The organism is Marimonas arenosa (assembly GCF_030848945.1).
Classification (GTDB): Bacteria; Pseudomonadota; Alphaproteobacteria; order Rhodobacterales; family Rhodobacteraceae; genus Marimonas; species Marimonas arenosa.
This window is the reverse complement of record NZ_JANHAX010000002.1, coordinates 64,740-90,215: the sequence shown is the minus strand read 5'-3', so window position 1 is coordinate 90,215 and position 25,476 is coordinate 64,740. Positions and strand designations below refer to the sequence as shown.

Genomic DNA, 25,476 nt, shown 5'->3' with positions numbered 1-25,476 from the left:
AACCGGCGGCAACGAGGCAGACAAAGGTAAGAATCCATGCGCACGCGTGGCAGGTCCCCGGCCAGAACCGGGCTCTTCGTAATTGCAGCGATCTGGATGCTCGTCGTCGTGCCCCTGTCGGCCGCCGCCGCACCCTATGCAGCGATGGTGATGGACGCCCGCACCGGCAATGTCCTGCACGCCCGCAACGCCGATACCCGCCTGCACCCGGCTTCGCTCACCAAGATGATGACACTCTACATCGCTTTCGAGGCGATCCAACGCGGCGAGATCAGCCTCGACACCAAGGTGCGCATCTCGAAAAACGCCGCCGCCGAGCCGCCTTCGAAACTCGGGCTCAAGGAAGGCCAGCAGATCAAGCTGCGCTTTCTCATCCGGGCCGCGGCGGTGAAATCGGCCAACGACGCCGCCACCGCCATCGGCGAGGCCATCGAAGGCTCCGAGGCGAAATTCGCCCGCCGGATGAACCGCACCGCCAAGGCACTCGGGATGACCCGCACCACGTTCAAGAACGCCAACGGGCTGACCGAATCCGGACATCTCTCCACCGCCCGCGACATGACGATCCTCGGCCGCCATGTTCTTTATGACTATCCGCAATACTACAACCTGTTCTCGCGCCGCTCGACCTATGCCGGTCTGCGCGAGGTCTCGAACACCAACCGCCGCCTGCTCGACAGCTACCAGGGCGCCGACGGCATAAAGACCGGCTATACCCGCGCCGCCGGGTTTAACCTCGTGGCCTCGGCCGAACGCGGCAACGAACGGGTGATCGCCACCGTTTTCGGCGGCCGCTCTTCAGCCTCGCGCAATGCCAAGGTGGCAGAACTGCTGGACCTCGGTTTCCGCCGTTCGCCGTCGAAAGCGCCGGTGCGCAAACCGTCCGCCCCGATCTACGCCGAAACCCGGCCCGACAAACCCGCCCCCGGCACCGCCGGAAAGACCATCCGGCTGGTCACGGCCGTCAAGAAAAGCCTGCGGCCTCAGCTCCGCCCGGGTGCAGAACCGACCCCGGCGCAGCAGCCGGTCCTGGTCGCCGGCCTCAAGGACGACATCAAGGACGCCCTGGCCGAGGCCAACGCCTCACCTGTCGCCAAAGCCACACCAGAGCCGACACCGCAACAGACCGCGCCGGCAAAGTCTCCGCGGGCGCGGCCCGGCGACCTTGTGCTGGCTTCTGCCCCGGCCACCGTCACCACGCCCGATCCAGTGGTCCAGGAGATCGTTACCCGCGTCAGCACCTCGGGCGGGCGGCACTGGGGCATCAATGTCGGACGCTACCGGTCGCGCTACGAGGCCGAGCGCGTGCTTCTGAAAACCGCGCTGAACGAGATGGAAACCCTCGACGGCACGCTGCGGCGCGTAGTCAAGACAAGCAAGGGCTTTGATGCCAACTTCATGGGTCTCAACCGCGATAGCGCCGAGTTGGCCTGCCGCCGCCTGCAGGCGCGCAACGTCACCTGTTTCATGCTGGGTCCGAGTTAATCCCGACAACTCGCCCCGCGTATCGCGCAGGATCGGCCGTCAGCTGACCGCGCAGACACCCGGTCGCAAGTCGCGTCTCGTTGACGCTCGGCGATCCAAGGGCTGCCAATGTCTGTCTGCTTCATCTTGCCGAAAATACTCATTCGCCGTCGGCCATGCGCCTGAACGTCATGGTGCGGAGAGACCACGAAATCCCGTCGGCTCCGAAAGGCCGACGTTCAGGATTTTGGCTTGTCGTCGTATTCCCCCGACAGGATGCGCCGGGCGTTGCCCTCGGGATCGTCATATTGGTTGGTGCGCACGGTGAAGATAAAGAACAACAGCCCCACGCCACCCATAACCAACGAAATCGGGATCAAATAGGCCAGAATGTTCATGGTCTCACCTCAGGCGCAACGCGTTCAGCGATACTGTAATCGAAGACGCCGACATCGCCAATGCGGCAATCAGCGGCGTCGCCAGCCCTGCCACCGCCAGCGGCACGGCGATCACGTTGTAAAGCGTGGCGATACGGAAGTTTTCCCTGATCCGGCGGATCGCCGAACGCGCCGTTGTCACCGCGTCACCGATCGGGCTCAGGTCATGGCCCAGCAGCACGATGTCGCTCGCCACCCGCGCCGCATCCAGCGCACTTGCCGGCGAAATCGAGACATGCGCTGCGGCCAGGGCCGCGGTGTCGTTGAGCCCGTCACCCACCATCAGCACCCGTTTGCCGTCATCCGTCATCGCCTGAACCCGGGTCGCCTTGTCCGCCGGAAGCGCCTCGGCCAGCCAGTGCGGGATACCCAGCCGGTTGGCCATCTCCTCGACCGCGGCGGTGGTGTCACCTGACATCAGGTAGACCTCCTTGCCAGCCGCCTTCAGCGCCGCAATGGCCTCCTCGGCACCGTCGCGCAGCCGGTCGATGAACTCGAACGCCTGAGGCGCCTCGTCGCCGACCTTCAGCCAGGCCGCGGTGCGCGAGATCGTCGGCGCCTCCAGCCAACTCGCCCGGCCCAACCGCACCTCGCGCCCCTGCCAGAGCCCCTTGGTGCCATAACCCGGCACTTCGGTGATTTCGTCCACCTCTGCCGGGTCAAACCCGGCATCCCGCGCGGCCTTGACCAATGATTGCGACAGCGGATGCGACGACGCCTCTGCCAGGGCCAGAGCAACTTGCACATCGCGAGTCGAGACCTGCCCCAGGTTCATCAACTCGGGCGCCCCGGCCGTCAGCGTGCCGGTCTTGTCGAACACCACCGTATCTACCTGCGCCAGCCGCTCCAGCGCGGTGGAATGCTTGATCAGCATACCCTTGCGAAAGAGCCGTCCCGAGGCGGCGGTCGTCACCGCTGGCACGGCGAGGCCCAGCGCGCAGGGACAGGTGATGATCAGTACCGCAGCCGCGATATTAAGCGCCGTGCGCACATCGAAGGTATATAGGTACCAGCCGGCAAAACTCAGCGCCGACAAGATGTGCACTCCCGGCGCATAAAGCTTGGCGGCACTATCGGCCAGCGACGTATAGCGCGACCGCCCCGACTCGGCGATGGCCACCAGGTCGGCCATGCGGTGCAGCGAAGTCTCCTCGCCCACCGCCGTGGCGCGGATCACCAGAGGCCCGGTCAGGTTCACCTCACCGGCCGACACGCCCAGCCCCGGCCCGGCATAGACTGGGATCGTCTCGCCGGTCAGAAGCGACCGATCGAGCTCGGACTGGCCCTCGGCCACCTCGCCATCCACCGGCATCCGCCCGCCCGGGCGCACCAGCACCAGATCGCCCACCGCGACCTCGGCCACCGGCACCTGTCTTTGTTCCCCGTCCACCAGCAGGATCGCCCGCGGCACTTCCAGCGCCGCCAGTTCCTCGGCCGCCGAGCGCGCAATCGCCCGGGTGCGGTGGTCCAGATAACGCCCCGCCAACAGGAAGAAGGTCAGTGCCAGCGCCGCGTCGAAATAAGCGTGCTCACCGGACAAAGAAGTCTCCCACAGCGAGGTCACGATCGCCAGAAGGATCGCCAGCGTGATCGGCACGTCCATGTTCAACCGGGCGTTCTTCAGCGCCGCCCAGGCACTGCGGAAGAAGGGCTGACCTGAGAAGGCAATCGTCGGCAGGGTGATCGCAGCGCTGATCCAGTGGAACATATCGCGGGTCGCATCCGCCGCACCCGACCATACGGACACAGACAGAAGCATGACATTCATCGAAGCGAACCCGGCGACCGCCAACCGCATCAGAAGCTCACGCCCGGCCTTGTCGGTTTCGGTGGCGCTAAGCGTGCCAGCGTCGAGCTCGTGCGCCTCATAACCAATGCCCTCGAGCACCTTCACGAGGTCCTGTGGCATCACGTGCGGTTCCGCTTCGACCGTCGCGCGTTTCAGCGTCAGGTTGACTCGCGCACTCTCAACGCCGGGGTGGTTGGCCAGTGCTTTTTCCACCGCCACGATACAGGCGGCACAATGCACCGCCGGGACCGACAATGCGATGCGGACATCCTTCTGCGCCTCTTGCTCGGCCAACGCTTCGGCCGCCGGAGCAGCGGCGCAGGCCGGACAAGCCGAGATATTGGGGCGCATCGTGGCGGTCATGGCGCTATTTCTTCACATGCAATTTTATACGCTGGCGAAATTCGGTGCCGTCGGCGGCGGTGGCCTCCATGCGCAGATCCCAGTTGCCGTCCTCTAGCTGCATCGGCGCGACATAAGCCTGGCCGTTGAACCGGAACGCCGGCTCGCGGTCTTCCTTGACATGGGTGGGGCGCCCCAGAACCGCCATCAGTCCGGACAGTTCCACCGGCTGACCGGACTTGTCGGTGATCGACAGCACCAGCTCTTCACCCTCAAGCTCCGCCGTCACGGCCCAGCCCAGCGACTCCTGCGCGGCGCGGCGCTTGTCGAACTCCTGGCTGGCCACGTAGGAGTTCTTCACCTCGAGCCCCGGGAAGGTTTTTACCGCGCTGACCGCCAACACCATGTTCACCCCGATGATGACGCCGAAGGCGGCAACAAATCCGATCAGTACGTGCTTTCCGGTGATTTCGCGTTCTGCCATCTCTGCGCCTTTCATCAGTTGGCCTTGCCGTTGAAGACCGTGTCCTTGTAGGCCCGCTCGCCATTGATATCGTCTTCCACCCAGAAACGGAACGGTGAGCGCTCGCTGTCCGCGGCGGCGGATCCTCTCGGCGCCTCGATATAGACCCGCAGCGGCTGCGCCGTGTCGGCAGGCACCATAACGTTGGTATCGTCTTCACCTTCAATCCGCAGCGCCAGCGTATCGTCACCGGAAATCGACATTGTGAACGGGCGTTCCTCGCCGTGCTTGTTGCGCAGTTTGATCTCATAAACGTTGCGGATCGTGCCATCCGACAGGGTCACGAAGGTCGGATTGCGCACCGGGGCGACCGTCATGTCGATGTCCGAACGCATGAAGAGAGCCACCACCAGGCCTATGCCCACCAACGACCACAGCGAAGTGTAGAGAACCGTGCGCGGCCGGAAGATGTGTTTCCAGATGTTCTTGGCCTTGCCGCCTGCACGCTCGGCCGTCTCGTCGGTATAAGCCATGTAGTCGATCAGGCCACGCGGCTTGCCGATCTTGTCCATCATCTCGTCGCAGGCGTCGATGCACAGCGCACAGGTGATGCATTCCAGCTGCTGGCCATTGCGGATGTCGATCCCCATCGGGCAGACGTTGACGCAGGCCATGCAATCGATGCAATCGCCCTGACTTGGGTCCAGCTGACCCTTCTTCAACTTGCCGCGCGGCTCGCCGCGCCATTCGCGATAGGCGACGGTCAGCGTGTCCTCGTCCATCATCGCCGCCTGGATCCGCGGCCAGGGGCAGGCATAGATGCAGACCTGCTCGCGAGCGATACCGCCGAAGAAGAAGGTCGTGCCGGTCATCACCATCACCGTGGTATAGGCGATCGGATGGGCATTGCCGGTGAACAGATCGACCAGAAGCGTCGGTGCATCGGCGAAATAAAACACCCAGGCACCCCCCGTGGCCGCCGCGATCACGATCCACGAAACCCACTTGGTCAGCCGCAGGCGCAGCTTTTTCAGGTCCCATTTCTTCTGACGGTGCAGGCGCAGCCGTGCGTTGCGGTCGCCTTCGATCCAACGCTCAACCAGGATGAACAGGTCAGTCCACACCGTCTGCGGGCAGGCATAGCCGCACCACACCCGGCCCAGCGCTGAAGTGAACAGGAACAGCCCAAGCCCCGCCATCACCAGCAGCCCGGCGATGAAATAGAACTCGTGCGGCCAGATCTCGATCCAGAAGAAATAGAACCGCCGGTTGGCCAGGTCGATCAGCACCGCCTGATCCGGCAGGCTCGGGCCACGGTCCCAGCGGATCCAGGGCGTCAGGTAATAGATACCCAGCGTGAAGATCATGAGGCCCCATTTCAGGTTACGGAACTTGCCATAGACCTTCTTGGGGAAAACCGGCTCGCGCGCGGCGTATAGTTGTTCAGGTTCGGCCTGGGACACGGAATCACTCCGATATTACTGTACGCAATTCCCGCCCTTCTCACAGGAGAACACGGTTGCGGCTTTGACCTGCATCAAATTCTGCATTTTTGAAACATCTATTACGTTTGTCACATTTTTTCAGATGCCTCGGCCCGGCGGTTCCGATGTCCAAAACTCCTGCAACCCGGAGCGCGGTCCCATCCCGCATCCGGGCGTCAGACGGCTCCACAAAACCGAAATCCCGCCAGCGGCGGGCTTGACGCGGGTCCGAGAGATCGGTGAAAAAGCTGGCACCGGCCTTCCAGGAAACGCGCGAACAGGACGGAAGGGCCGGTGCCATATCCGGGGGCTTTCGCCCCCGGAATTCTTTTTTACGGTTACTCGCCGCCGCCCAACTGGTGGACGTAAGTCGCAACCGCGCGGATTTCAGCCTCGCTCAGACGGGTGTTCCAGTTGGGCATCGCGCCATAGCGCGAGTTCCAAACCGTTTCCTTGATCGAGGCAAAGTCGCCACCATACAGCCAGATGGCGTCTTTCAGGTTGGGTGCGCCCTGTGCCCGGTCACCCGAGCCGTCTTCCATGTGGCATGCCGCGCAGTTCTCTTCATAGACAACCGCGCCCGCAGCGACCTTGGCCGGGTCTTGTGCATCGCCCGACAGCGACATAACGAAGTTGACCACCTGGTCGACCTGCTCTTCTTCCAGCAACTCGTCGACGCCAAAGGCCGGCATTTCCGAATAGCGGGCTTCGCCTTCGGGATCATCCTCATTACGGATGCCGTGGGTGACGGTGAAATGGATATCCTCCATGGTACCGCCCCACAGCCAGTCGTCATCCGACAATGTCGGATAGCCGACAAAGCCGCGACCCTCGCGACCGTGGCACTGAACGCACCAGGTATTGAACACGGCCTCACCGGCGTTCAGCGCAAAACTGTTCAGCTCCGCATCGCCGGAAATCGACGCAAGCTCAACCGAAGCCAGCTTCTCGGTGATAGCCGCATTGGCCGTTTCCACCTCCGCGATCTCCTCGGCCACCTGTGCCCGGGTCGAAAAGCCAAGGTACCCGGCGGTTGCGCTCTTGATGCCCGGCCAGGCCGGGTAAGCGATGGTGTACCAGATGCCCCAGATGATGGTGAGGTAGAAGATCCACACCCACCATTTCGGCAGCGGGTTGTTGAACTCTTCGAGATCGCCGTCCCACTTGTGGCCCGTGGTATCCGGGTCTTGGTGTTGTTGAGGTTGTTTTGCCATGTCTTACGCCTCCTTGGCGTCCCGCTCAGGCGCGGGCTTGTCTTCATGCCGGAACGGGATATTTGCCACGTCGCGATAGGTTTTCGAACTTCCCGGCCGGAACAGGACCCAAAGGACCATCCCGACGAAGAAGGTGAAAAGCGCAAGCAGCATCCAACTGTCGGCGAACTCACGCAGAAGGGAATACGTTTCCATCGGTCCCTCCCTTATCGGCTTTCGTCCGGCGTGAAGGTCGAGAAATCAACCAACGTGCCGAGCATCTGCAGATAGGCGATCATCGCATCCATTTCCGAGATGCCCGGCCGCCCGTCGAAGTTCCGGACCTGGACCTTTTCGCCATAGCGTTCCAGCAACCCATCATAGTCGCTGTCCGGATCCGCCTGGGCGGCAAAGTCCGCCTTGCCGTTTTCGATCATCTCGTCGGTGTAAGGCACGCCAACCATCTTGTGGGTCGCCATCACGTCCTCGATGTACTTGCCGTCGATCAGCCGGTTTTCGAGGAAGCCGTATTTCGGCATCACCGATTCCGGCACCACCGACTGCGGGTCACGCAGGTGATCCACGTGCCACTCATCCGAGTAGCGGCCACCGACGCGGGCGAGGTCAGGCCCGGTCCGTTTCGACCCCCACTGGAACGGGTGATCGTACTGCGACTCCGCCGCCAGCGAATAGTGACCGTAACGCTCGACCTCGTCGCGCATCGGCCGGATCATCTGGCTGTGGCAGACATAGCAGCCTTCGCGGATGTAGATGTCACGCCCGGCCAGTTCGAGCGGGGTGTAGGGGCGCATGCCCTCTACATCCTCGATCGTGTTTTCCAGCCAGAACAGCGGTGCGATTTGCACGATACCGCCGATGGTCACCACCAGGAAGGCGAAGATGGCCAGAAGCGTGACGTTCTTCTCAAGAACTTGGTGTTTGTCGAGAATTGCCATGTGTCCGGCCCTCCTTATTCAGCCGGGACCATGTGGTTCGTGGCTTCCACAGCCGGCGAACGCTTCACGGTCATCCAGAGGTTGTAGCACATGATGATTGCGCCCGTGAGGAACAGCAAACCACCGGTGCCGCGCACGACATACATCGGGAACTTGGCCGCCACGGTGTCGGCGAACGAGTTCACGAGGAAGCCGTTGGCATCCACTTCACGCCACATCAGGCCTTCCATGATCCCCGTCACCCACATTGCTGCGGCGTAGAGGATGATGCCGATGGTCGCCAGCCAGAAGTGCCAGCTCACGAGGCTGAGCGAGTAGAGCCGCTCACGGTTCCACAGTTTCGGCACCAGGAAGTAGAGCGCGCCGAAAGTGATCATGCCGTTCCAGCCGAGAGCACCCGAGTGCACGTGGCCGATCGTCCAGTCGGTGTAGTGCGACAGCGAGTTCACCGCGCGGATCGACATCATCGGCCCTTCGAAGGTCGACATGCCGTAGAAGCCGATCGAGATCACCATCATCCGGATCACAGGGTCGGTGCGCAGCTTGTCCCAAGCCCCCGACAGGGTCATCAGACCGTTGATCATGCCGCCCCAGCTGGGCATCCACAGCACGACCGAGAACACCATGCCGAGAGTCGAAGCCCAATCCGGCAGAGCGGTATAGTGCAGATGGTGCGGACCGGCCCAGATATAGATGAAGATCAGCGCCCAGAAGTGGATGATCGACAGCTTGTACGAGAACACAGGACGCTCCGCCTGCTTCGGCACGAAATAGTACATCATGCCTAGGAAGCCCGCGGTCAGGAAGAAGCCAACCGCGTTATGGCCGTACCACCACTGCGTCATGGCATCTTGCACACCCGAGAACACCTGAACCGATTTCGAGCCGAAGAACGAGACCGGAATGGCTAGGTTGTTGACCACGTGCAGCATAGCCACCGTGATGATGAACGAAAGCAGGAACCAGTTGGCCACGTAGATATGCGGCTCTTTCCGCTTCATGATCGTGCCAACGAAGACGAGGAGATAGGCCACCCAGACGATGGTCAGCCACCAGTCGACATACCACTCCGGCTCGGCATATTCCTTGCCGTGGGTTGCGCCCAAAAGATAACCGGTCGCCGCCAACAGGATCACAAGCTGATAACCCCAGAACACGAACCACGCCAGGTTACCGCCCCACAGCCGCGCGGCACTGGTGCGCTGCACGATGTAGAAAGACGTGGTAATCAGTGCGGTTCCCCCAAAGGCGAAGATCACGGCGCTGGTGTGCAGCGGCCGCAGCCGGCCAAAGTTGAGATAGCCTTGCGCCCATTCGAAGTTGAGCTGCGGAAAAGCCAGTTGGAAGGCGATGATCACGCCGACCAGAAAGCCCACGACACCCCAGAAAGCCGTAAGGGCGACGCCGATACGGATCGGCCCGTCCATGTATTCGCCGGAAAGATCGACTTTCTTCACCGGTTCGTCGGTCCGGCGCAAAATCCAGATGAAAGCCACTGCGGCGACCAGCGCGACTTCGAGCGCATTCACCATGTAGGCCACATCACGTGCATACGACGCTGCGATCAGTGCCAGAAGCACGATCACGCCGAACACGATCAGCTTGATATAGTTACCCATTTTTCGTCCCTTCGTCTTGCCCGGCGCGATTCGTTCTCCCGCGGCGGGGAATTTGACTGGCAGCTTAATGCGTGTGTCCGCCAACAAACTGCCTTGATCTGCATCAAAAATAGCGGCGTGTTTTCCTGATACGCATCAAAGTAACGCAGTTGCGTATAGCGATATGCTTGTTTGATACGGTCCACTGCTATCTCAGGAGACTTCCATGGCCTATAAATCACTCTTTTCGGTGCTGACCGATACCGACCTTGCCGAAAACGTGCTGGCCCATGGCATCGCCATTGCCAACGCGATTGACGCCCATCTCGACGTGCTCTGCCTCGGTGTCGACCGCAGCCAGACCGGTTACTACTACGCCGGCGCCAACGCGATGGTGCTGCAGGAAACCATCAACCGCGCCCAGGAAGAGGCACAGGAAATCGAGGAAAAAGCGAAGTCCGTGTTGGCTGGCTCGAACATCCGTTGGGGCACCGATCATGGTGTCGCCCAACTGGCCGATCTCGGTCGCCATGTCGCAGCCCGGTCGCGGTTCTCTGATCTTACGATCCTGCCGCAGCCCTATGGCGACAATAAAGGCGCCGAACTCGAACCAGTGGTCGAGGCTGCCCTGTTCGAAGGTCAGACCCCGGTACTCGTGGTGCCCGACCAAGGCCCGCCCAAGCCCACGCCCAAGACCGTGATGATCGGCTGGAACGAAAGTTCCGAAGCGCTGAATGCTGTACGCACGGCGCTTCCGGTGCTGCAATTTGCTGATAACGTGCATGTCGTCGTCATCGACCCTCCCACCCACGGACCGAACCGCTCGGATCCAGGAGGGTTGTTGTCGCAATATCTATCGCGCCATGGCATCCGGACCGAAATTGACGTGCTGTCGAAAACCATGCCGCGCGTGTCGGACGTTTTGATGCGCCATGCCAACGACATCGACGCCGACCTGATCGTGATGGGGGCCTATGGTCATTCCCGCTTCCGCGAGGCGATCCTCGGTGGCGCAACCCGCTACATGCTGGAACAGGCCAAGCTGCCGGTGTTCATGGCGCACTGAGGCGCTACGTTCGGCAGACAGTAGAAAACGAGACTGAAACAGGTGCTCAAGTTCTCGGTGATCTAGGTCTATTCCTTGGTTTTTCTTTGGTGGACTCGGAATCCTGATGGTCGGTCTTGGCGTCATGAAGTGGTTTAACAGCCAAGGGCTGAAGGCAAAGCGCAACGAGTCCTAGGGTATGAACTGAGAGCGCGGTATTTCGAATCGGATGGGGCTCACTGTGCGGCCTGCCGCTCGGTTTCCAGCGTCAGACCAGCATCCCGCCGTCGCTGTCGTCGCCCGCCTCTTCCATCAGCCGGGTGAAATCCGGGATCGTCACGTGCCGTTTGCCTTCGAGATGAATCACCCCGTCGCGCTTCAGTGCCGAGATCTGGCGGCTCACGGTCTCCAGCGTCAGACCCAGGTAATCCGCCATCGCCTCGCGCGTCAGTGGCAGATCGAAAACCAGAGGCCCGTCCGGGACACCCAGCTTCAGCGACGCATCGCGCCGCGCCACGATCGACAGCAGGCTCGCGATCTTCTCGCGCGCCGTCTTGCGGCCCAGAACCAGCATCCACTCTCGCGCCGCGTCGAGTTCGTCGAGCGTCATCTCCAGCAACCGCTGCGACAGGTGCGGCGTGCGCTCCATCATCTGCTCGAACGGGCGCTTGCGGAAACAGCACATTACCAGGTCGGTCGTCGCCACCACGTCATAGGCCGATCCGTCCCGCCCCGGCCGCCCGACGAAATCGCTCGGCAGCAGGAGCCCCACCATTTGGGTCCGGCCATCTTCCATGGTCTGGGTCAGCGTGCCGATGCCGCTCACGACCGTGCCGACGAAATCCATCCGGTCGCCCGACCAGATCACCGTCTGACCCGCCTCGTAAGAGCGGTAATACTTAATTGCCTCGAGCTCTTCGAGTTCGTTCACGTCACAACGGGCACAGACCGCGCGATGCCGGATCGGACAGTCCACACACTCGTGCGGAGCGATTACGGGTTTGTCTTTCAACATGTGGTCTGTTCGCGCGTTTGATCTGCATCAAGGCTCTCGCCCTGATCGTCTCATAACGCTACGCCGATGGTTACGAAAACGCAACTCGCCGAAATGGGTCTATTTGACGCGAAAGTCCCGCGTTACACGAGTTACCCCACGGCACCGCATTTCAATTCCTCGGTCGGACCGGGGGATTTCTCGCGTTGGATCCGGGACATCGCCCCTGATTCGGCGATATCCCTCTACGTTCACGTGCCTTTCTGCCGGCGGTTGTGCTGGTTCTGCGCCTGCCGAACGCAAGGCACGCAAAGCGACGCGCCGGTGCAGGCCTATCTTGAAACCCTGAAGAGCGAACTGGCCCTGCTCAAGGCCGAACTGCCGGCGGGTGTGCGGCTGTCTCGGCTGCATTGGGGCGGCGGCACGCCGACGCTGCTGACCGCGCCGATGATGCAGGACCTTGCCGGCACCATCGCAGAGATTGCGGCCTTCGCCGACGATTACGAGTTTTCCGTCGAGATCGATCCCAACGAGATCGATGGCCCGCGGCTCGATGCGCTCGCCGGTGCCGGCATGAACCGGGCCTCGATCGGGGTGCAGGATTTCCACGACGAGATTCAGCAGACCATCGGCCGGATCCAAAGCTTCGACATCACCCGCGACGCGGTCGCGGAGATTCGTGCCCGCGGCGTACATTCCTTGAACGCCGATATCCTGTTCGGCCTGCCTGACCAGTCCAACGCGCGGATCACCGAAAGCGTTCAGAAGCTGCTGGCGCTGTCGCCTGACCGGGTGGCGCTCTATGGCTATGCCCACGTGCCCTGGATGGCCAAGCGCCAGCAGATGATTCCGTCGGACAAGCTGCCCACCCCGCAAGAGCGCTTGGCGCTGTTCGAGACCGCCCGCAAACTGTTTCTCTGGGACAACTACGTCGAGATTGGCATCGACCATTTTGCCACACCCGAGGACGGCCTCGCGGTGGCGCAGAAGGCCGGCAAGCTGCGCCGCAACTTCCAGGGCTATACCGACGACCCGGCCGAGGTTCTGATCGGGGTCGGCGCCTCATCGATCTCGCGCTTCCCGCAGGGTTATGCCCAGAACGCGCCGGCCACCTCGGCCCATACCGCGGCGATCCGCGACGGGCGCTTCTCCACCGCCCGCGGCCACGTCTTCACCGACGAGGACAAGCTCCGCGCCCGAATGATCGAGATGTTGATGTGCGACTTCCGCATTGATACCCGCGAGATTCTGCGCGAGCATGACATCTCGCGCGACGCGCTCTACACGATGTTCGAAGCCGCCAATGCCGAGTTTCGGAACATCCTCAAGATCAGCGGCAACGGCCTCACGATCCCGATCAAGGCCCGTCCACTGACCCGGATGATCGCGCGGGCTTTCGACGCCTATGATCTTTCCAAGGCCGGGCACAGCTCGGCCATCTGACCCTGAGAGGCGATCTCATGCGCATCGCCACGCTCAACGTCCAGAACATGCGCCTGCGCGGTGATCATCTCGACGGCGCCCGCGACGGTGATACGCCCGGCGACACCGGCCCGATGGCAGAGGCGCTCGACGTTCTCGACCGCCGCCTCACCGCCGCGCTGATCCGCGACGCCGAGGCCGATCTGCTGGTGCTGCAGGAAGTTTTCGATGCCGAAACTCTCGAACATTTCCATCGTCGTCACCTTGTCCCGTCCGGCGTGCACTATCCCCACCGCACTTGCCTGCCCGGCAATGACGGCCGCGGTCTCGATCTTGCGGTTCTCGCCCGTTTGCGACCGATCCGGATCAGGTCGCATGCCGGGTTGACGGCCGCGCAGGCCGGGATCGACCCGGCCCTCGGCCTCGCACCCGACGAGCCGGTGTTCCGCCGGGATTGTCTCGAAATCGAGCTTGACGACCTCACCCTCTTTGCCTGTCACTTCAAGGCGCCCTACCCAGACCCGGACGTGGCCTGGTCCACCCGCCGGGCCGAGGCACTGGCCGTGCGCCACCTGATCGAGACCCGCTTTGCCGATCCCGTGACCGCGCGCTGGCTGGTGCTGGGCGACCTCAACGATCCCCGCGATGCGCCGGAAAGCCGCCACCGCGCCATCGCGCCGTTGCTGCCGCCCTTTTCCGAAAGCCTGGTTGACCGCCTGCCGGACGCCGAACGCTGGTCCTACCATCAACCGCAGGCCCGTCTCTACGCGGCCCCGGACAAGCTCTTGGCCTCGCCCGCGCTCGCGGCGGCCAACGCCGCGGCGAGGCCGATCATCCTGCGCCAAGGCCTGGGCTTCGAGACCAGTCGGTACACAGGTCCCCGCCTGGCCGGTACCGGCCATCACCGCCCGCATGCTTCGGACCACGCGCTGATCTACGTCGATCTGGACTGAGCCGGCACGCCCGCCACACGGGTCTCTTTCTTGGCGAAAATACTCAATCTCCGTTGTCCGCTGGCATAGTGGTCCCGGATAGGATTCCAAGCCCCCTCGGCGGTCCGGGGCGGGTGGGTGGGCGGACTGCCGAGGGGGCGCGTCCTGTCGGCTCAGACTTCCGCCTTCAGGTCCAGCGCCGCCGCCAGCAGCGTCTTGGCATAGTCGGTCTGCGGGTTCTCGAACAGCTGCTGCGCCGCGCCCGCCTCGACGATATCGCCCTGTTTCATCACGATCATCTTGTGGCTCATGGCTCGGACCACGTTGAGGTCGTGGCTGATGAACAGATAGGCCAGCCCGTATTTCACTTGCAGGGCCCGCAGCAGGTCCACGATCTGCACCTGCACCGTCATGTCCAGCGCGCTCGTCGGCTCATCCAGAACCAGCAGGTGCGGCCGCAGGATCATGGCCCGAGCAATCGCGATCCGCTGCCGCTGCCCGCCCGAGAACTCGTGCGGATAGCGGTCCATCGTGGCGGGGTCGAGTCCCACTTCCTCCATCACCTCCGCCACCAGGTCGCGTTCGTTCCGGCCACCCGGATGGCCATGCACTCCCAGTCCCTCGGCGATGATCTGCTCGCAACTCATCCGCGGCGAAAGCGACCCGTAAGGATCCTGAAACACGATCTGCATCTCGCGCCTGAGATCGCGCAGTTTGCGGGTCGACCAGGCCCGCACATTCTCGCCGCGATAGGTGATGCTGCCTTCCGACAAGATCAGCCGCATGATCGCCAGTGCCAACGTCGTCTTGCCCGACCCGGATTCCCCCACGATTCCAAGCGTCTCGCCGGCACGCACGTCAATGGTGGCATCGTTCACCGCCTTGACATGGCCGACCGTCCGCTTGAAAAACCCGCGCTGGATCGGGAACCACACTTTCAGGCCCCGAGTCTCAACCAGTGTTTCGGCTCCCTCCGGCACCGGCGCCGGCTGCCCGACCGCCCGCGCGCTGAGGAGTTTCTTGGTATAGGGATGCTGCGGCGACGCGAAAATTTCGGCCGTCGGCCCGGCCTCGACGATCTCGCCGTCCTTCATGACGCAGACCTTTTCGGCGAAACGTTGCACGATGCCGAGGTCATGAGTGATGAACAGAAGCCCCATGTTTTCGGTGCGTTTCAGTTCGGCCAGCAACTCGAGGATCTGCGCCTGGATCGTCACGTCGAGCGCCGTCGTGGGCTCGTCCGCGATCAGGATGTCGGGCTTGTTGGCCAGCGCCATGGCGATCATCACCCGCTGCCGCTGTCCGCCGGAAAGCTGATGCGGATAGGCCCCGAGCCGGCTTTCTGCATCGCGGATGCCGACCTTCTGCAGCAGTTCGAGTATCCGCGCCCGCGCCTTGTCGCCCGCAATCCCCTGGTGCAGCAGGATGCTCTCGGAAAGCTGTTTCTCGATCGTGTGCAGCGGATTGAGGCTGGTCATCGGCTCCTGGAAGATGAACGAGATGTCGTTGCCCCGCACATCGCGCAGCACGCTTTCCTTCGCTCCGATCATCTCCTGTCCGTCGTACAGCACCGAGCCTTCGATCTCGGCGCTCGACGGCAGCAGCGACACGGTCGACAGCGCCGAGACCGACTTTCCCGAGCCGCTCTCGCCCACCAGGGCCACCGTCTCGCCGCGGTCGACGGTGAACGAAACCCCCTTCACCGCCTGGTTGACCTTGCCGTCCTGGCGGAAGGCCACCGACACGTTGCGCACCTCGAGAAGACTCATTGAAACGTCTTCCTCGGATCGAAAGCATCGCGCACGCCCTCGAAGATGAAGACCAGCAGCGACAGCATGATGGCAAAGGTGAAGAACGCGGTGAACGCGAGCCATGGCGCGTGCAGGTTCTGCTTGGCCTGCAACGTCAGTTCCCCCAGCGACGGCAACGACGACGGCAGCCCGAAGCCCAGAAAGTCGAGCCCCGCCAGAAGCGAGATCGTGCCGGTGACGATGAAGGGCAGCATGGTCAGTGTCGCCACCATGGCGTTCGGCAGCATGTGACGGAACATGATCGTAGCGTTCGATACCCCTAGTGCCTTCGCCGCCCGCACATATTCAAGGTTCCGCGCCCTGAGGAACTCGGCCCGGACCACGCCCACCAGCGCCGTCCAACCGAACAGCACGGTGATGAAGACCAGCAGCCAGAAACTTCGCCCCAGCACCGCAAACAGGATGATGATCACGTAAAGCTGCGGTGTCGCCCCCCAGATCTCGATGATCCGTTGGAAGATCAGGTCGAGCCAACCGCCGAAATAGCCCTGCACCGCCCCCGCGATAATCCCCAGCACGCTTGCCAGTACCGTCACCAGCAGCGTGAACAGGATCGACAGTCGGAAGCCATAGATCACCCGCGCCAGCACGTCGCGCTTGGTGTCGTCGGTGCCCAGCAGGTTGCCTTCTCCCGGCGGCAAGGGTGCCGCGCCGGGACGATCGACCGGGGTGTCAAAGGAATACGGAACCGGCGGCCACAACTCCCAGCCCTTGGCGATTGTCTCTCCGCCGACCTCGCTATCCGCCGCGTCCTCGATCAGCGCCTCGGGATCGTCGAAACAGTCTTCCAGTCCGCCGGTGATGATCAGACATTTCACCTCCGGGTCGCGATAGACGGCTTCGGTCTGGAAATCCCCGCCGAACGTCGTCTCCGGATAGAACTTGAAGATCGGCATGTAGAAATCGCCGCGGTATTTCACCAGGATCGGCTTGTCGTTGGCGATGAACTCGGCACAGAGGCTCAACCCGAACAGCACGCAGAAGACGATCAGCGACCAGAAGGCCCGCCCGTTGCGGCGAAAGCTGCGCCAGCGGCGCTCGTTGAGCGGCGACAGCGCCATCAATGCGTTTCCTTTTTCAGGGAAACACCGGTATCGGATTTCGCGTTCGAGCCGAAGGCGAGAGGCAGCAAAATCGGATTCATCTCAATAGGGAAACCCACTACCCCTCCCTCCGCTCGAAATCGATCCGCGGATCGACCAACACATACATCAAGTCACTCAGGAGCCCGACGATCAGGCCAATGAGGCCAAAGATGAACAGCGTGCCGAACATCACCGGGTAATCCCGTGCCACCGCGGCCTCGAAGCCCAGCCGCCCCAGCCCGTCGAGCGAGAAAATCGTCTCGATGATCAGAGAGCCGCCGAAAAACACCCCGATGAACACCGCCGGGAAGCCAGCGATCACGATCAGCATGGCGTTGCGGAAGACATGACCATAAAGCACTCGACCTTCGCTCAGCCCCTTGGCCCGCGCGGTAATCACGTAGTGCTTCTTGATCTCGTCAAGAAAGCTGTTCTTGGTCAGCAGCGTCAGCGTCGCAAAGGCCGAGATGGTCGAGGCCACGACCGGCAGGGTGATGTGCCAGAAATAGTCCGCCACCCTGCCCCAGGCACTCAGCTCATCCCAATTGTCGCTGGTCAGCCCGCGCAGCGGGAAGACCTGCCAAAAAGAGCCCCCGGCAAACAGCACCAGCAACAGGATCGCGAACAGGAACCCCGGGATGGCATAGGCCACGATGATCGCCCCGCTGGTCCAGGTATCAAACGCGCTGCCATCCTTGACCGCTTTGCGGATTCCCAGCGGGATCGACACGATATAGGCGATCAGCGTGCTCCACAGACCCAGCGTGATACTCACCGGCATCTTCTCGATCACCAGGTCGATCACCCCGATCGAGCGGAAATAGCTTTCGCCGAAATCCAGCCGCATATACCGCCACATCATGTCAAGAAACCGCTGCAGCGGCGGCTTGTCGAAGCCGAACTCTTTTTCCAGCTGGGCGATGAATTCCGGCGGCAACCCGCGCGATCCGACCGATTGGTCATCGCCGCCCGTCGGCGTCGTCGGACCTCCGGCATCGCTGCCGCCGGCAAACCCCTCGGTCACGTCGCCATGGCCCTGAAGCTGCGCGATGATCTGCTCCACCGGTCCGCCCGGCACGAACTGCACCAGCGTGAAATTGATGATCATGATCCCCAGAAGCGTGGGAATGATCAGCAACAGCCGTCGGAGGATATAGGCGCCCATCGCTTACTGCAGCGCCCCCGCCGCATTCAGCTTCTCCGCCTTCTCGGCGTTGTACCACCAGATCGCGGTTTCCCCCAGCGTGCTGGGCGGCGGGTTGTCGGTGTAAGGACGCTCGAACAAGTCAAAATAGGCAATGTTGTGCGAGGCCTTGTACCATTGCGGCACCCAGATATGCATCGCCCGCAGAACCCGGTCCAGCGCCTTGACGGTGTGATTCAGCTCCTCGCGGGTCTTGGCCGCAATGATCTTCTCAATCAACGCATCGACCGCTTCGTTCTTCAGTCCCATCAGGTTGGCCGAGCCTTCGAGATCCGCCGACTGCGACCCGAAGATCTGCCGCAGTTCTACCCCCGGCGTGAATGACATCGAATAGCGGTTGATGACGACATCGAAGTCGAACTTCTTCTCGCGCTCCTGCGCCTGCGCCGAATCCACCCGTTCCGAGGTCGCATCGATCCCCAGCCGCTTGAGGTTGTCGATAAATGGCAAAATGATCCGCTCGAACGACGGGCTGTCATTGAGAAACTCGATGCTCAGCACCTCGCCCGAAGCGTTGCGGCGCAGCCCGTCGCTGCCGACGGCCCAACCCGCCTCGTCCAGAAGCTGACCGGCTGCGCGCAGGTTCTTGCGGTCACCCACCGCACGGTCCCGCGACACCGCCGGAACATAGGCCGGCTCGGTGAACACATCATCGGGCACCTGCCCCCGGAACGGCTCCAGAATCGCCAGTTCTTCGGGCGACGGCATGCCCTCGGCTTGGATCGTCGAGTTTTCCCAGAAACTGTCGGTCCTGGTGTAAAGCCCATAGAACAGGCTCTGGTTCGACCATTCGAAATTGAACGCCAGCTCGATCGCTTCGCGAACACGAGAGTCGCTGAACTTTTCGCGCCGCAGGTTGAAAAAGAAGCCCTGCGTGCCCGCCGGATTGCCGTCGGGTAGGGTCTCGACCTTGACCCAACCCTTGTCGATCGCCGGGAAGTCATAGGAAGTCGCCCAGAGCTTCGACAGGAATTCCTCTCGATAGGTATAGGCCCCGCCCTTGAAGGCTTCGAACGCGCTGGTGTAGTCGCCGAAATACTCGATCTTGATCGTGTCGAAATTGTTCTGCCCGACATTCACCGGCAGATCCTTGGCCCAGTAATCGTCGCGCCGCTTGTAACTCACCGTCCGCCCGGGCTCGACCTTGTCGAGCATGTAAGGTCCCGAGCCCAGCGATGGTTCCAGCGTCGATTCGGTGAAATCGCGGGTATCGTAGTAGGCTTTCGAGAACACCGGCAGACCGGCTGCGGTCAGGATAAGCTCGCGCAGCGCGCCCTCGGGCTTGAAACTGAATTTCACCCTGTGATCATCCAGCGCCTCGGCACCGATGAAGTCACGGAACGTCACCTTGTAGGCCGGCTGGCCTTTGTCGCGCAGCGTCTCGAAAGAAAACACCACATCCTGCGCCGTCACCTTCGTGCCGTCCGAAAAGCTCGCCTCTGGCCGCAGGTGGAAGATCGCCCATTCCCGATTCTCGGGATATTCCACCGTATGCGCCAGGAGTCCGTACATCGAATCCGGCTCGTCCATCGACCCACTCATCAGACTGTCGAAGAAAATCGTCGCTCCGGCCGCCGCGTTTCCCTTCAGGATAAAGGGGCTCAGACTGTCGAAGGTGCCAAACGCCCAGGTCGAAAACTCGCCACCCTTGGGCGCGTCCGGGTTCACATAGTCGAAATTTTCGAAATCGGCCGGATATTTCAGATCTCCGAAGGTCGAAATCCCGTGGCTGCGGATGATCTTCTCTTCGGCCCGGAGCGGCAGCGCCACCGCCAATGCCGCCAGCACGGCCAGAATCAATCCAAACGTCGCCCTTGTATGTGGGCCCTCCATGGCGCGACCTGCGCTTTGCGATTTCCGCATATCGCTCATCCTCCTGCCGCCCCGCTATGCCGGGGCCGTTTTGTTATATAAGCTAAAAGCCCCGCTCCGCGACATTCAAGTTGAGAATGCGTGATCTGGCGTGAATGACACGCGCCCGTCGCGAGAACCGGCACAGAAAAGCCGCCGGGCGGGTGCCGGCGGCTTTTTCGCAACTGTTTTGCCCGGATCAGTCGTCGAGGCTGTCGAGATAGGCGATCAGGTCGGCGCGGTCAGTGTCTTTCTTGAGGCCGCCGAAGCTCATCGACGTGCCCGGTGCAGCCGCCTTCGGGCTGATCAGAAACGCGTTCAGCGCCGCCGCATCCCAGATCTCGCCGACCTGGTTCAGGTTGCCGGAATAGCCGAAACCGGCGACCGAGCCGATGGTGCGGCCGACCACGCCAAACAGGTGCGGACCGGTTGCGTTGGCGCCATCCTCGATCTTGTGGCACGCTTTGCACTTGCCGAACACCTTCGCGCCCTTGGCGACGTCGGCCTCTGCCAGCAGTTCTTCAAGGGTCGGGCCGGCCTCTTCTTCCTCGGCGCCATGGTCGTCACCGCCTTCCACTTCGATCACATAGGCCGCGTGGTGCTCATCGCCGTGGCCGCCGCCCATCGAATAAAGGCTTTCCGCGGCCCATTTGCCCAGCATCAGGATCAGCAACGATCCGCAGAAAGCGCCGATAATCTTGGTGGATGTCATCGTGTCAAACATGTGCCCGTTTCCGAATTTGGAGTCGTCTGTCGGCGCGTATCTATCCGCTTCCCCTTGCTCAAGGCAAGGTGTAGTTTCCGCGACCAATCGCCCTTCCGGGTAAAAATGACAGGAATACCGCAGATGAGCCAGCGTATCGCCTTCCAGGGAGAGCCCGGCGCCTATTCGCACGAAGCCTGCCGCAAGGCGCGGCCCAACATGGAGGCCGTGCCCTGCGAAACCTTCGAGGAGGTGATCGCGGCCGTGCGCGACGGGCGCGCCGACTATGCCATGCTGCCGGTCGAAAACTCGACCTATGGCCGCGTCGCCGACATTCACCGCCTTCTGCCCGAGAGCGGTCTGTACATCGTGGATGAAGCCTTCGTGCGCGTCCGCATCAACCTGCTCGCCTTGCCTGGAACCAAGCTCGAAGACGTCCACACCGTCCGCGCGCACCTGGTGCTGCTGCCGCAATCCGCGAGCTTCCTCAAGACCCACGGAATCAAGGGCCATGCCGCCGCCGACAGCGCCGGCGCCGCCGCCGAGCTGGCGAAGCACAAGACCGCCGGCGAGGGCGTGCTCGCGTCGGCTCTGGCCGGCGAGATCTATGGTCTCGACGTGCTGGCCCGCGATATCGAGGACCACGGCCACAACACCACCCGCTTCGTCATCATGGGCCGCGAGATGGACCTGACCCGTCGCGGCAAGCTCGGCATGATGACCACGTTCGTCTTCGAGGTCCGCAACATTCCGGCGGCGCTCTACAAGGCAATGGGCGGATTTGCCACCAACGGCGTCAACATGACCAAGCTGGAAAGTTACATGGTCGACGGCTCGTTCACCGCCACCCGTTTCTACGCTGATATCGACGGCCACCCCGATGACGAAAACGTCCGGCTGGCGATGGAAGAACTCGACTATTTCACGTCCTACCTCAACATCCTAGGCGTCTACCCGGCGGACCGGGTACGATAACATCTCGTGGGACAAAACCCTGCCAATAGCACCCCGGTTTTGCCGGGGGGTTATGTCCTGAGCAAGTGACTGATTTCAGGTAGCGTGGCCATTTGTGACAGAAACCACCGTTTTTGGCAAATTTTGTCGATAGCTTCCTGGCTTTCAGGGTGATCATTCTCTCAAACCGTACGCAAAACTTGACATGAGTAAAATCTACTCATATATTACTCATTGATTTTGATGGTCTTAGGGCCACCCGCGATTTGACACGGAGGCATGATATGCTGAAGTCCAACCAAGATAGAGCCCCGAAGGGCCGTAAAGTGAAAGAAAGAACACTGGAAGTGGAAGACTGGTTCCTGGAGGTAACCGTCATCGACGACGATGAACCTGATCCTCCCCCAGGCGGCCGAAGTCCTAACCCCAGAAGTCCTAACCCCAGAAGCCGTAAAAATTGGAAGCTCTCAAATGTGTAAACAAAACAAGCTGTCCACACCTACAAAATGAACATCAAGCAAGAAAGGAGAGAACAATGAACGCTCAAGCACCAGCTAAGAAAATCAAAGATGTTGTTCGTCTTCAATTTGACGTACGCCGTGCCCAACTGAACATCATCGATAACTTAGTGAACATCTGTGGCCTCAGTTCGAAGAAGGAGCTTTTTAGCAACTCAATGGCACTCATGAAGTGGGCTGTTCAAGAAACACAGAAAGGTCGGAGAATTGCTTCTTATGACCCAAAGTATGATGAAATCGAGATGGTTGCACTACCTGCACTCGATCTTATTGAGCAACCTGATGCCGAGAGTACATCGACCGCCGCCTCTAGAGAAGCAGGGCAGACTGCACCAAAAGAAGGTCGATCCGTCGTGAATAAACCGAAGCTTGGCGTGGTCTAAGCATGTTTTGAGGTGTCCAATACTACTCGGTAGGCTCATAGGCCCTCAAATCACCGTATAGGTTGATTTCCGAGCCCAGAAAGGTAACGTCACCCCTATTTCATGGGGTGACGTTCATTGGCACGAGACATTTCAGAAATAACACTAGCTTTCGACTCTGTAGAAAAGGGCGATTTTGACGAAAGTGACATTCAAGTTCTTGAGCCCGAAGAACTTGAAGGAGTTAGGGATGATTCACCTCATCTTGTCTTTCTAATACCTGGAATTCGAACCAATGGCTGGTGGGCTCAAGAAGCAAGGATGCAAGAGCTTCTTTGGGATGGCAGAGAGATACACTTTGTGCCCGTTCGCGGAAACGGAGGAAACACGGATCGACTGTCCAGCTGGCACTTACTATCAAGAGTTGGCCTTTCAGGTTTTAGGAATAATTTTACTAGCCAAATCAGTATACTATCTTCGCAAAGAGAGTACGCATCAGTAAATGTCTTTGCCCATAGTATGGGTTCAGCTCTATTCTCAGATATTGTCGACAGTCTTGCGAGCACCCTTCCTAAAGGAAAATTTGATACAGTTGTCTTCTTAGGAAGCGTTTGCCACAGAAGACATGCGCAGAGACTGCATGGATGCACAGAGCTCTTTGTGAACGATGTTGGCATCAAAGATTATTGGCCTTTTTGGGCGAGCACTGCTCGCCCAGACAGCTACAGTGACGTCGGCTTTACAGGTTTCTTGAATGGGTTTGTGCAGGATCGCTTCTTTACTCACAACCACAGCAGTTGCACATCAATAGAACACCTAAAAGACGAATTGGTACCATTGCTTTCCAGAAGTGACGTCCAACCGCTAGGCGCCCCTTTGACGGAAAGGCCTAGCTACAACACCTACATATATCTTCGGAGAGGTATCTGGGCATTGGCCGCCTTCTTAGCTGCGTGGCTTCTAACAAGCGCTCTTCTCTGAGGGCGATTTTGCCGACCAAATTTAGCCGATCACGCGAGTTTTACCCGGGGATTGTGACCTGGACAGAAACGACCGTTTTTTTCACGATCCTCCCAAACGAGAATAACGCGGTGAAAACGGCCCCTCAAACCATCCGCCCGTACCGGTCCTCGGTGGTCTTGGCAAACTCCGCCACGCGAACTTGGAACCGCTTGTTGAGCGAGCCACGCGCCAGTTTCATTGACTGCACCAAGAGCCGCGCCGACAGGGTTTCGGGTTTGAGCTCGATCTCCAGCACCATCCGCGTGTGCGCCCGCGACAGTGCGATCAACTCCACGCCCATATACCCGATCATGCCCGGCATACGGCTGTCGAACGACATCCGGTTCGGCGGTTCGTGGTCGACCAGTTGCACCTGCATCTCGCGCCGCTTGCCGCGGAACGCAAAAGCGACGTCCCAGGCCATGCCGACACCCGGCGTCTCGAGCGCGTCGCGCCGGGCAATCTCAGCCCCGCGCCGCAGTGCCTTGCGCTGGAACGTCTCGAAATCCGACACCACCCCGAAGACATAGTCGATCGGCGCGCCAATATCCTCTCGTGTCTTGAATTTCATTGCCTGCCTGTCCCCTTGGCTTCCCGGTTTACCGGTTGTTTTGCGGTCGCGAGTCTCGCCTCAATCCAGCCGATCCGCAAGCCAGTTCCAAAGGATGAAGTGCGCAATTGCGCCCTTGCGTGCCGGTTTCAGCACAGGGTTCCGGCCGGCAAATGCGTCGCCGATCTCCTCTCGCGTGAACCAGCGCGCATCCTCGATCTCCTTCGGGTCAACCTTGATCTCGCGGCGCAAAGCCTCGCCCCGGCACCCGATCATCAGTGAACTGGGATAGGGCCAGGGCTGGCTCGCCAGATAGTCGACCTGCCCCACCAGCACCGAGGTCTCTTCCTCGACCTCGCGCCGCACCGCCGCTTCGATCGTCTCGCCCGGCTCGACGAAGCCCGCAAGCAGCGACCACATCCCGTCGGGCCAGCCGTGGCTGCGCCCCATCAGCACGGAATTTCCGTACGTGATCAGCATGATCACGACCGGATCGGTGCGCGGGAAGTGCGGCGCCCCGCATGCCGGACAGTTGCGCTGCCAGCCCGCCATCGCCATTCGGCTCTCTTGCCCGCATTTTGCGCAGAACCGATGGCTTCGATGCCAACTGAACATCGCCTTCGCGGTCGCGGCCAATTCGGCATCCCGCGGGGAAAGCGCCACCATCCGCGCCCTGAGTTCGCAGAACGCCGCGTTTTCCGGCCCGTCCGGGTGGCGCTGCTCGGTCGGGTCCAGGAACCGGCCCATCGCCTCACGGTCGAGATCCTCGGGTTGCCAGCCGGAAATGTCATGCGCGAAGGCCGGCGTCCCGTCGGCCTCGATCCCCAGAAAGATCGGCGGCATCGCCGAGACGGCAACCAGCGGGTGATCCATTGCCAGCCGCGCCAGCCGGTCTCGCTCTTCCCCCTGAATCAGCGGTTTGCCGCGCCACAACACGATGCTGCGTGCCCGATCGTCCGCCGCAGCCCGGGCCAGTTCCTCCGTATCGCCGCGCAGATGCGCCGCCCGGTCCAGACCCGACCCGCCGAAAGTCACCAGTTCCGCGTCCCGCATGTCCCTCTCCTTTGTCTTCCCTGTCGCATGATTGCCACGGCACGACAATGGTGCGGGCGACTGATACCCGGCTTCAGCAATCTAAACGAGTATGTCCACTCGATCACTCAACTCTGAACATTGCACTCCCCTGAGTGGGCAGCTAGGATAGCGCTCGCGTGGCTCCGGTTGGAAATCACTTCCGGCAAGCCATCGGAGGCGCGAAAGATATCTCCCGGGATCGCGGGCAGCGGCCCGTCACCAGTTCCTCAGACAGGTTCGACC

General features: G+C 61.3%; 23 protein-coding genes. 7 read left to right on the top strand and 16 right to left on the bottom strand.

Annotation, left to right across the window (positions count from 1 at the left end):
• Positions 1–36 precede the first annotated feature (36 nt).
• Positions 37–1,485: a D-alanyl-D-alanine carboxypeptidase family protein gene (locus NO357_RS06700; protein ID WP_306734864.1), complete on the top strand. Its 1,449-nt coding sequence runs from the start codon at positions 37–39 to the stop codon at positions 1,483–1,485.
• Between the two features lie 218 nt (positions 1,486–1,703).
• On the opposite strand, the gene ccoS is transcribed toward NO357_RS06700, so the two are convergent.
• From ccoS to ccoN, 8 genes are all read right to left on the bottom strand, one after another.
• Positions 1,704–1,862 (bottom strand): cbb3-type cytochrome oxidase assembly protein CcoS, encoded by a 159-nt coding sequence (gene ccoS / locus NO357_RS06695; protein ID WP_306734863.1) that lies wholly within the window; start codon positions 1,860–1,862, stop codon positions 1,704–1,706.
• A gap of 4 nt (positions 1,863–1,866) precedes the next feature.
• On the bottom strand, positions 1,867–4,053 hold the full coding sequence (locus NO357_RS06690; RefSeq protein ID WP_306734862.1) for a heavy metal translocating P-type ATPase: 2,187 nt from the start codon (positions 4,051–4,053) through the stop codon (positions 1,867–1,869).
• A gap of 4 nt (positions 4,054–4,057) precedes the next feature.
• Positions 4,058–4,516: a FixH family protein gene (locus NO357_RS06685; RefSeq protein WP_306734861.1), complete on the bottom strand. Its 459-nt coding sequence runs from the start codon at positions 4,514–4,516 to the stop codon at positions 4,058–4,060.
• 14 nt (positions 4,517–4,530) lie between these two features.
• Entirely contained in the window at positions 4,531–5,958 is a 1,428-nt protein-coding gene (gene ccoG / locus NO357_RS06680; protein WP_306734860.1) for a cytochrome c oxidase accessory protein CcoG, read from the bottom strand.
• A gap of 359 nt (positions 5,959–6,317) precedes the next feature.
• Positions 6,318–7,193 carry a cytochrome-c oxidase, cbb3-type subunit III gene (gene ccoP / locus NO357_RS06675; RefSeq protein WP_306734859.1) on the bottom strand — a complete coding sequence of 292 codons (876 nt, stop codon included), beginning with the start codon at positions 7,191–7,193 and terminating at the stop codon, positions 6,318–6,320.
• Positions 7,194–7,196: 3 nt separating this feature from the next.
• On the bottom strand, positions 7,197–7,388 hold the full coding sequence (locus NO357_RS06670; RefSeq protein ID WP_306734858.1) for a cbb3-type cytochrome c oxidase subunit 3: 192 nt from the start codon (positions 7,386–7,388) through the stop codon (positions 7,197–7,199).
• A gap of 11 nt (positions 7,389–7,399) precedes the next feature.
• On the bottom strand, positions 7,400–8,128 hold the full coding sequence (gene ccoO, locus NO357_RS06665) for a cytochrome-c oxidase, cbb3-type subunit II (RefSeq protein WP_306734857.1): 729 nt from the start codon (positions 8,126–8,128) through the stop codon (positions 7,400–7,402).
• 14 nt (positions 8,129–8,142) lie between these two features.
• Positions 8,143–9,747, bottom strand: a complete 1,605-nt coding sequence (gene ccoN, locus NO357_RS06660) for a cytochrome-c oxidase, cbb3-type subunit I (protein ID WP_306734856.1) — start codon at positions 9,745–9,747, stop codon at positions 8,143–8,145.
• A gap of 205 nt (positions 9,748–9,952) precedes the next feature.
• On the opposite strand from ccoN, the gene NO357_RS06655 reads away from it, so the two are divergent.
• Positions 9,953–10,792, top strand: a complete 840-nt coding sequence (locus NO357_RS06655) for a universal stress protein (protein WP_306734855.1) — start codon at positions 9,953–9,955, stop codon at positions 10,790–10,792.
• Positions 10,793–11,039: 247 nt separating this feature from the next.
• Here NO357_RS06655 and fnrL read toward each other — a convergent pair whose 3' ends face one another.
• Positions 11,040–11,786 carry a transcriptional regulator FnrL gene (gene fnrL / locus NO357_RS06650; RefSeq protein ID WP_306734854.1) on the bottom strand — a complete coding sequence of 249 codons (747 nt, stop codon included), beginning with the start codon at positions 11,784–11,786 and terminating at the stop codon, positions 11,040–11,042.
• A gap of 66 nt (positions 11,787–11,852) precedes the next feature.
• On the opposite strand from fnrL, the gene hemN reads away from it, so the two are divergent.
• Together hemN and NO357_RS06640 are read left to right on the top strand one after the other, a co-directional pair.
• Positions 11,853–13,208, top strand: a complete 1,356-nt coding sequence (hemN, locus tag NO357_RS06645; protein ID WP_306734853.1) for an oxygen-independent coproporphyrinogen III oxidase — start codon at positions 11,853–11,855, stop codon at positions 13,206–13,208.
• Between the two features lie 17 nt (positions 13,209–13,225).
• On the top strand, positions 13,226–14,140 hold the full coding sequence (locus NO357_RS06640) for an endonuclease/exonuclease/phosphatase family protein (protein WP_306734852.1): 915 nt from the start codon (positions 13,226–13,228) through the stop codon (positions 14,138–14,140).
• 152 nt (positions 14,141–14,292) lie between these two features.
• On the opposite strand, the gene NO357_RS06635 is transcribed toward NO357_RS06640, so the two are convergent.
• From NO357_RS06635 to NO357_RS06615, 5 genes are all read right to left on the bottom strand, one after another.
• A complete protein-coding gene (locus tag NO357_RS06635) occupies positions 14,293–15,888 on the bottom strand; it encodes an ABC transporter ATP-binding protein (protein WP_306734851.1) in 1,596 nt (531 codons plus the stop codon).
• Positions 15,885–16,991, bottom strand: a complete 1,107-nt coding sequence (locus NO357_RS06630) for an ABC transporter permease (protein WP_306734850.1) — start codon at positions 16,989–16,991, stop codon at positions 15,885–15,887. Before NO357_RS06630 ends, NO357_RS06635 begins: the two co-directional genes overlap by 4 nt.
• Positions 16,992–17,091: 100 nt before the next feature.
• On the bottom strand, positions 17,092–18,180 hold the full coding sequence (locus NO357_RS06625) for a microcin C ABC transporter permease YejB (RefSeq protein ID WP_306734849.1): 1,089 nt from the start codon (positions 18,178–18,180) through the stop codon (positions 17,092–17,094).
• 3 nt (positions 18,181–18,183) lie between these two features.
• Positions 18,184–20,091 carry an extracellular solute-binding protein gene (locus NO357_RS06620; protein WP_376744356.1) on the bottom strand — a complete coding sequence of 636 codons (1,908 nt, stop codon included), beginning with the start codon at positions 20,089–20,091 and terminating at the stop codon, positions 18,184–18,186.
• Between the two features lie 178 nt (positions 20,092–20,269).
• Positions 20,270–20,794, bottom strand: coding sequence for a c-type cytochrome (locus tag NO357_RS06615; RefSeq protein ID WP_306734847.1), 525 nt, complete (start codon positions 20,792–20,794; stop codon positions 20,270–20,272).
• A gap of 123 nt (positions 20,795–20,917) precedes the next feature.
• On the opposite strand from NO357_RS06615, the gene NO357_RS06610 reads away from it, so the two are divergent.
• The 3 genes from NO357_RS06610 (at position 20,918) to NO357_RS06600 (ending at position 23,588) form a co-directional block, all read left to right on the top strand.
• Entirely contained in the window at positions 20,918–21,748 is an 831-nt protein-coding gene (locus tag NO357_RS06610) for a prephenate dehydratase (protein WP_306734846.1), read from the top strand.
• Between the two features lie 514 nt (positions 21,749–22,262).
• The gene (locus tag NO357_RS06605) at positions 22,263–22,628 is read left to right on the top strand and encodes a hypothetical protein (RefSeq protein WP_306734845.1); all 366 of its coding nucleotides are present in this window, start codon (positions 22,263–22,265) and stop codon (positions 22,626–22,628) included.
• A gap of 117 nt (positions 22,629–22,745) precedes the next feature.
• Positions 22,746–23,588: a hypothetical protein gene (locus NO357_RS06600; protein WP_306734844.1), complete on the top strand. Its 843-nt coding sequence runs from the start codon at positions 22,746–22,748 to the stop codon at positions 23,586–23,588.
• Between the two features lie 124 nt (positions 23,589–23,712).
• Here NO357_RS06600 and NO357_RS06595 read toward each other — a convergent pair whose 3' ends face one another.
• Both NO357_RS06595 and nudC read right to left on the bottom strand, forming a co-directional pair.
• Positions 23,713–24,180, bottom strand: a complete 468-nt coding sequence (locus NO357_RS06595; protein ID WP_306734843.1) for an SRPBCC family protein — start codon at positions 24,178–24,180, stop codon at positions 23,713–23,715.
• Positions 24,181–24,240: 60 nt separating this feature from the next.
• Positions 24,241–25,212: an NAD(+) diphosphatase gene (nudC, locus tag NO357_RS06590; protein ID WP_306734842.1), complete on the bottom strand. Its 972-nt coding sequence runs from the start codon at positions 25,210–25,212 to the stop codon at positions 24,241–24,243.
• Positions 25,213–25,476: the final 264 nt, after the last annotated feature.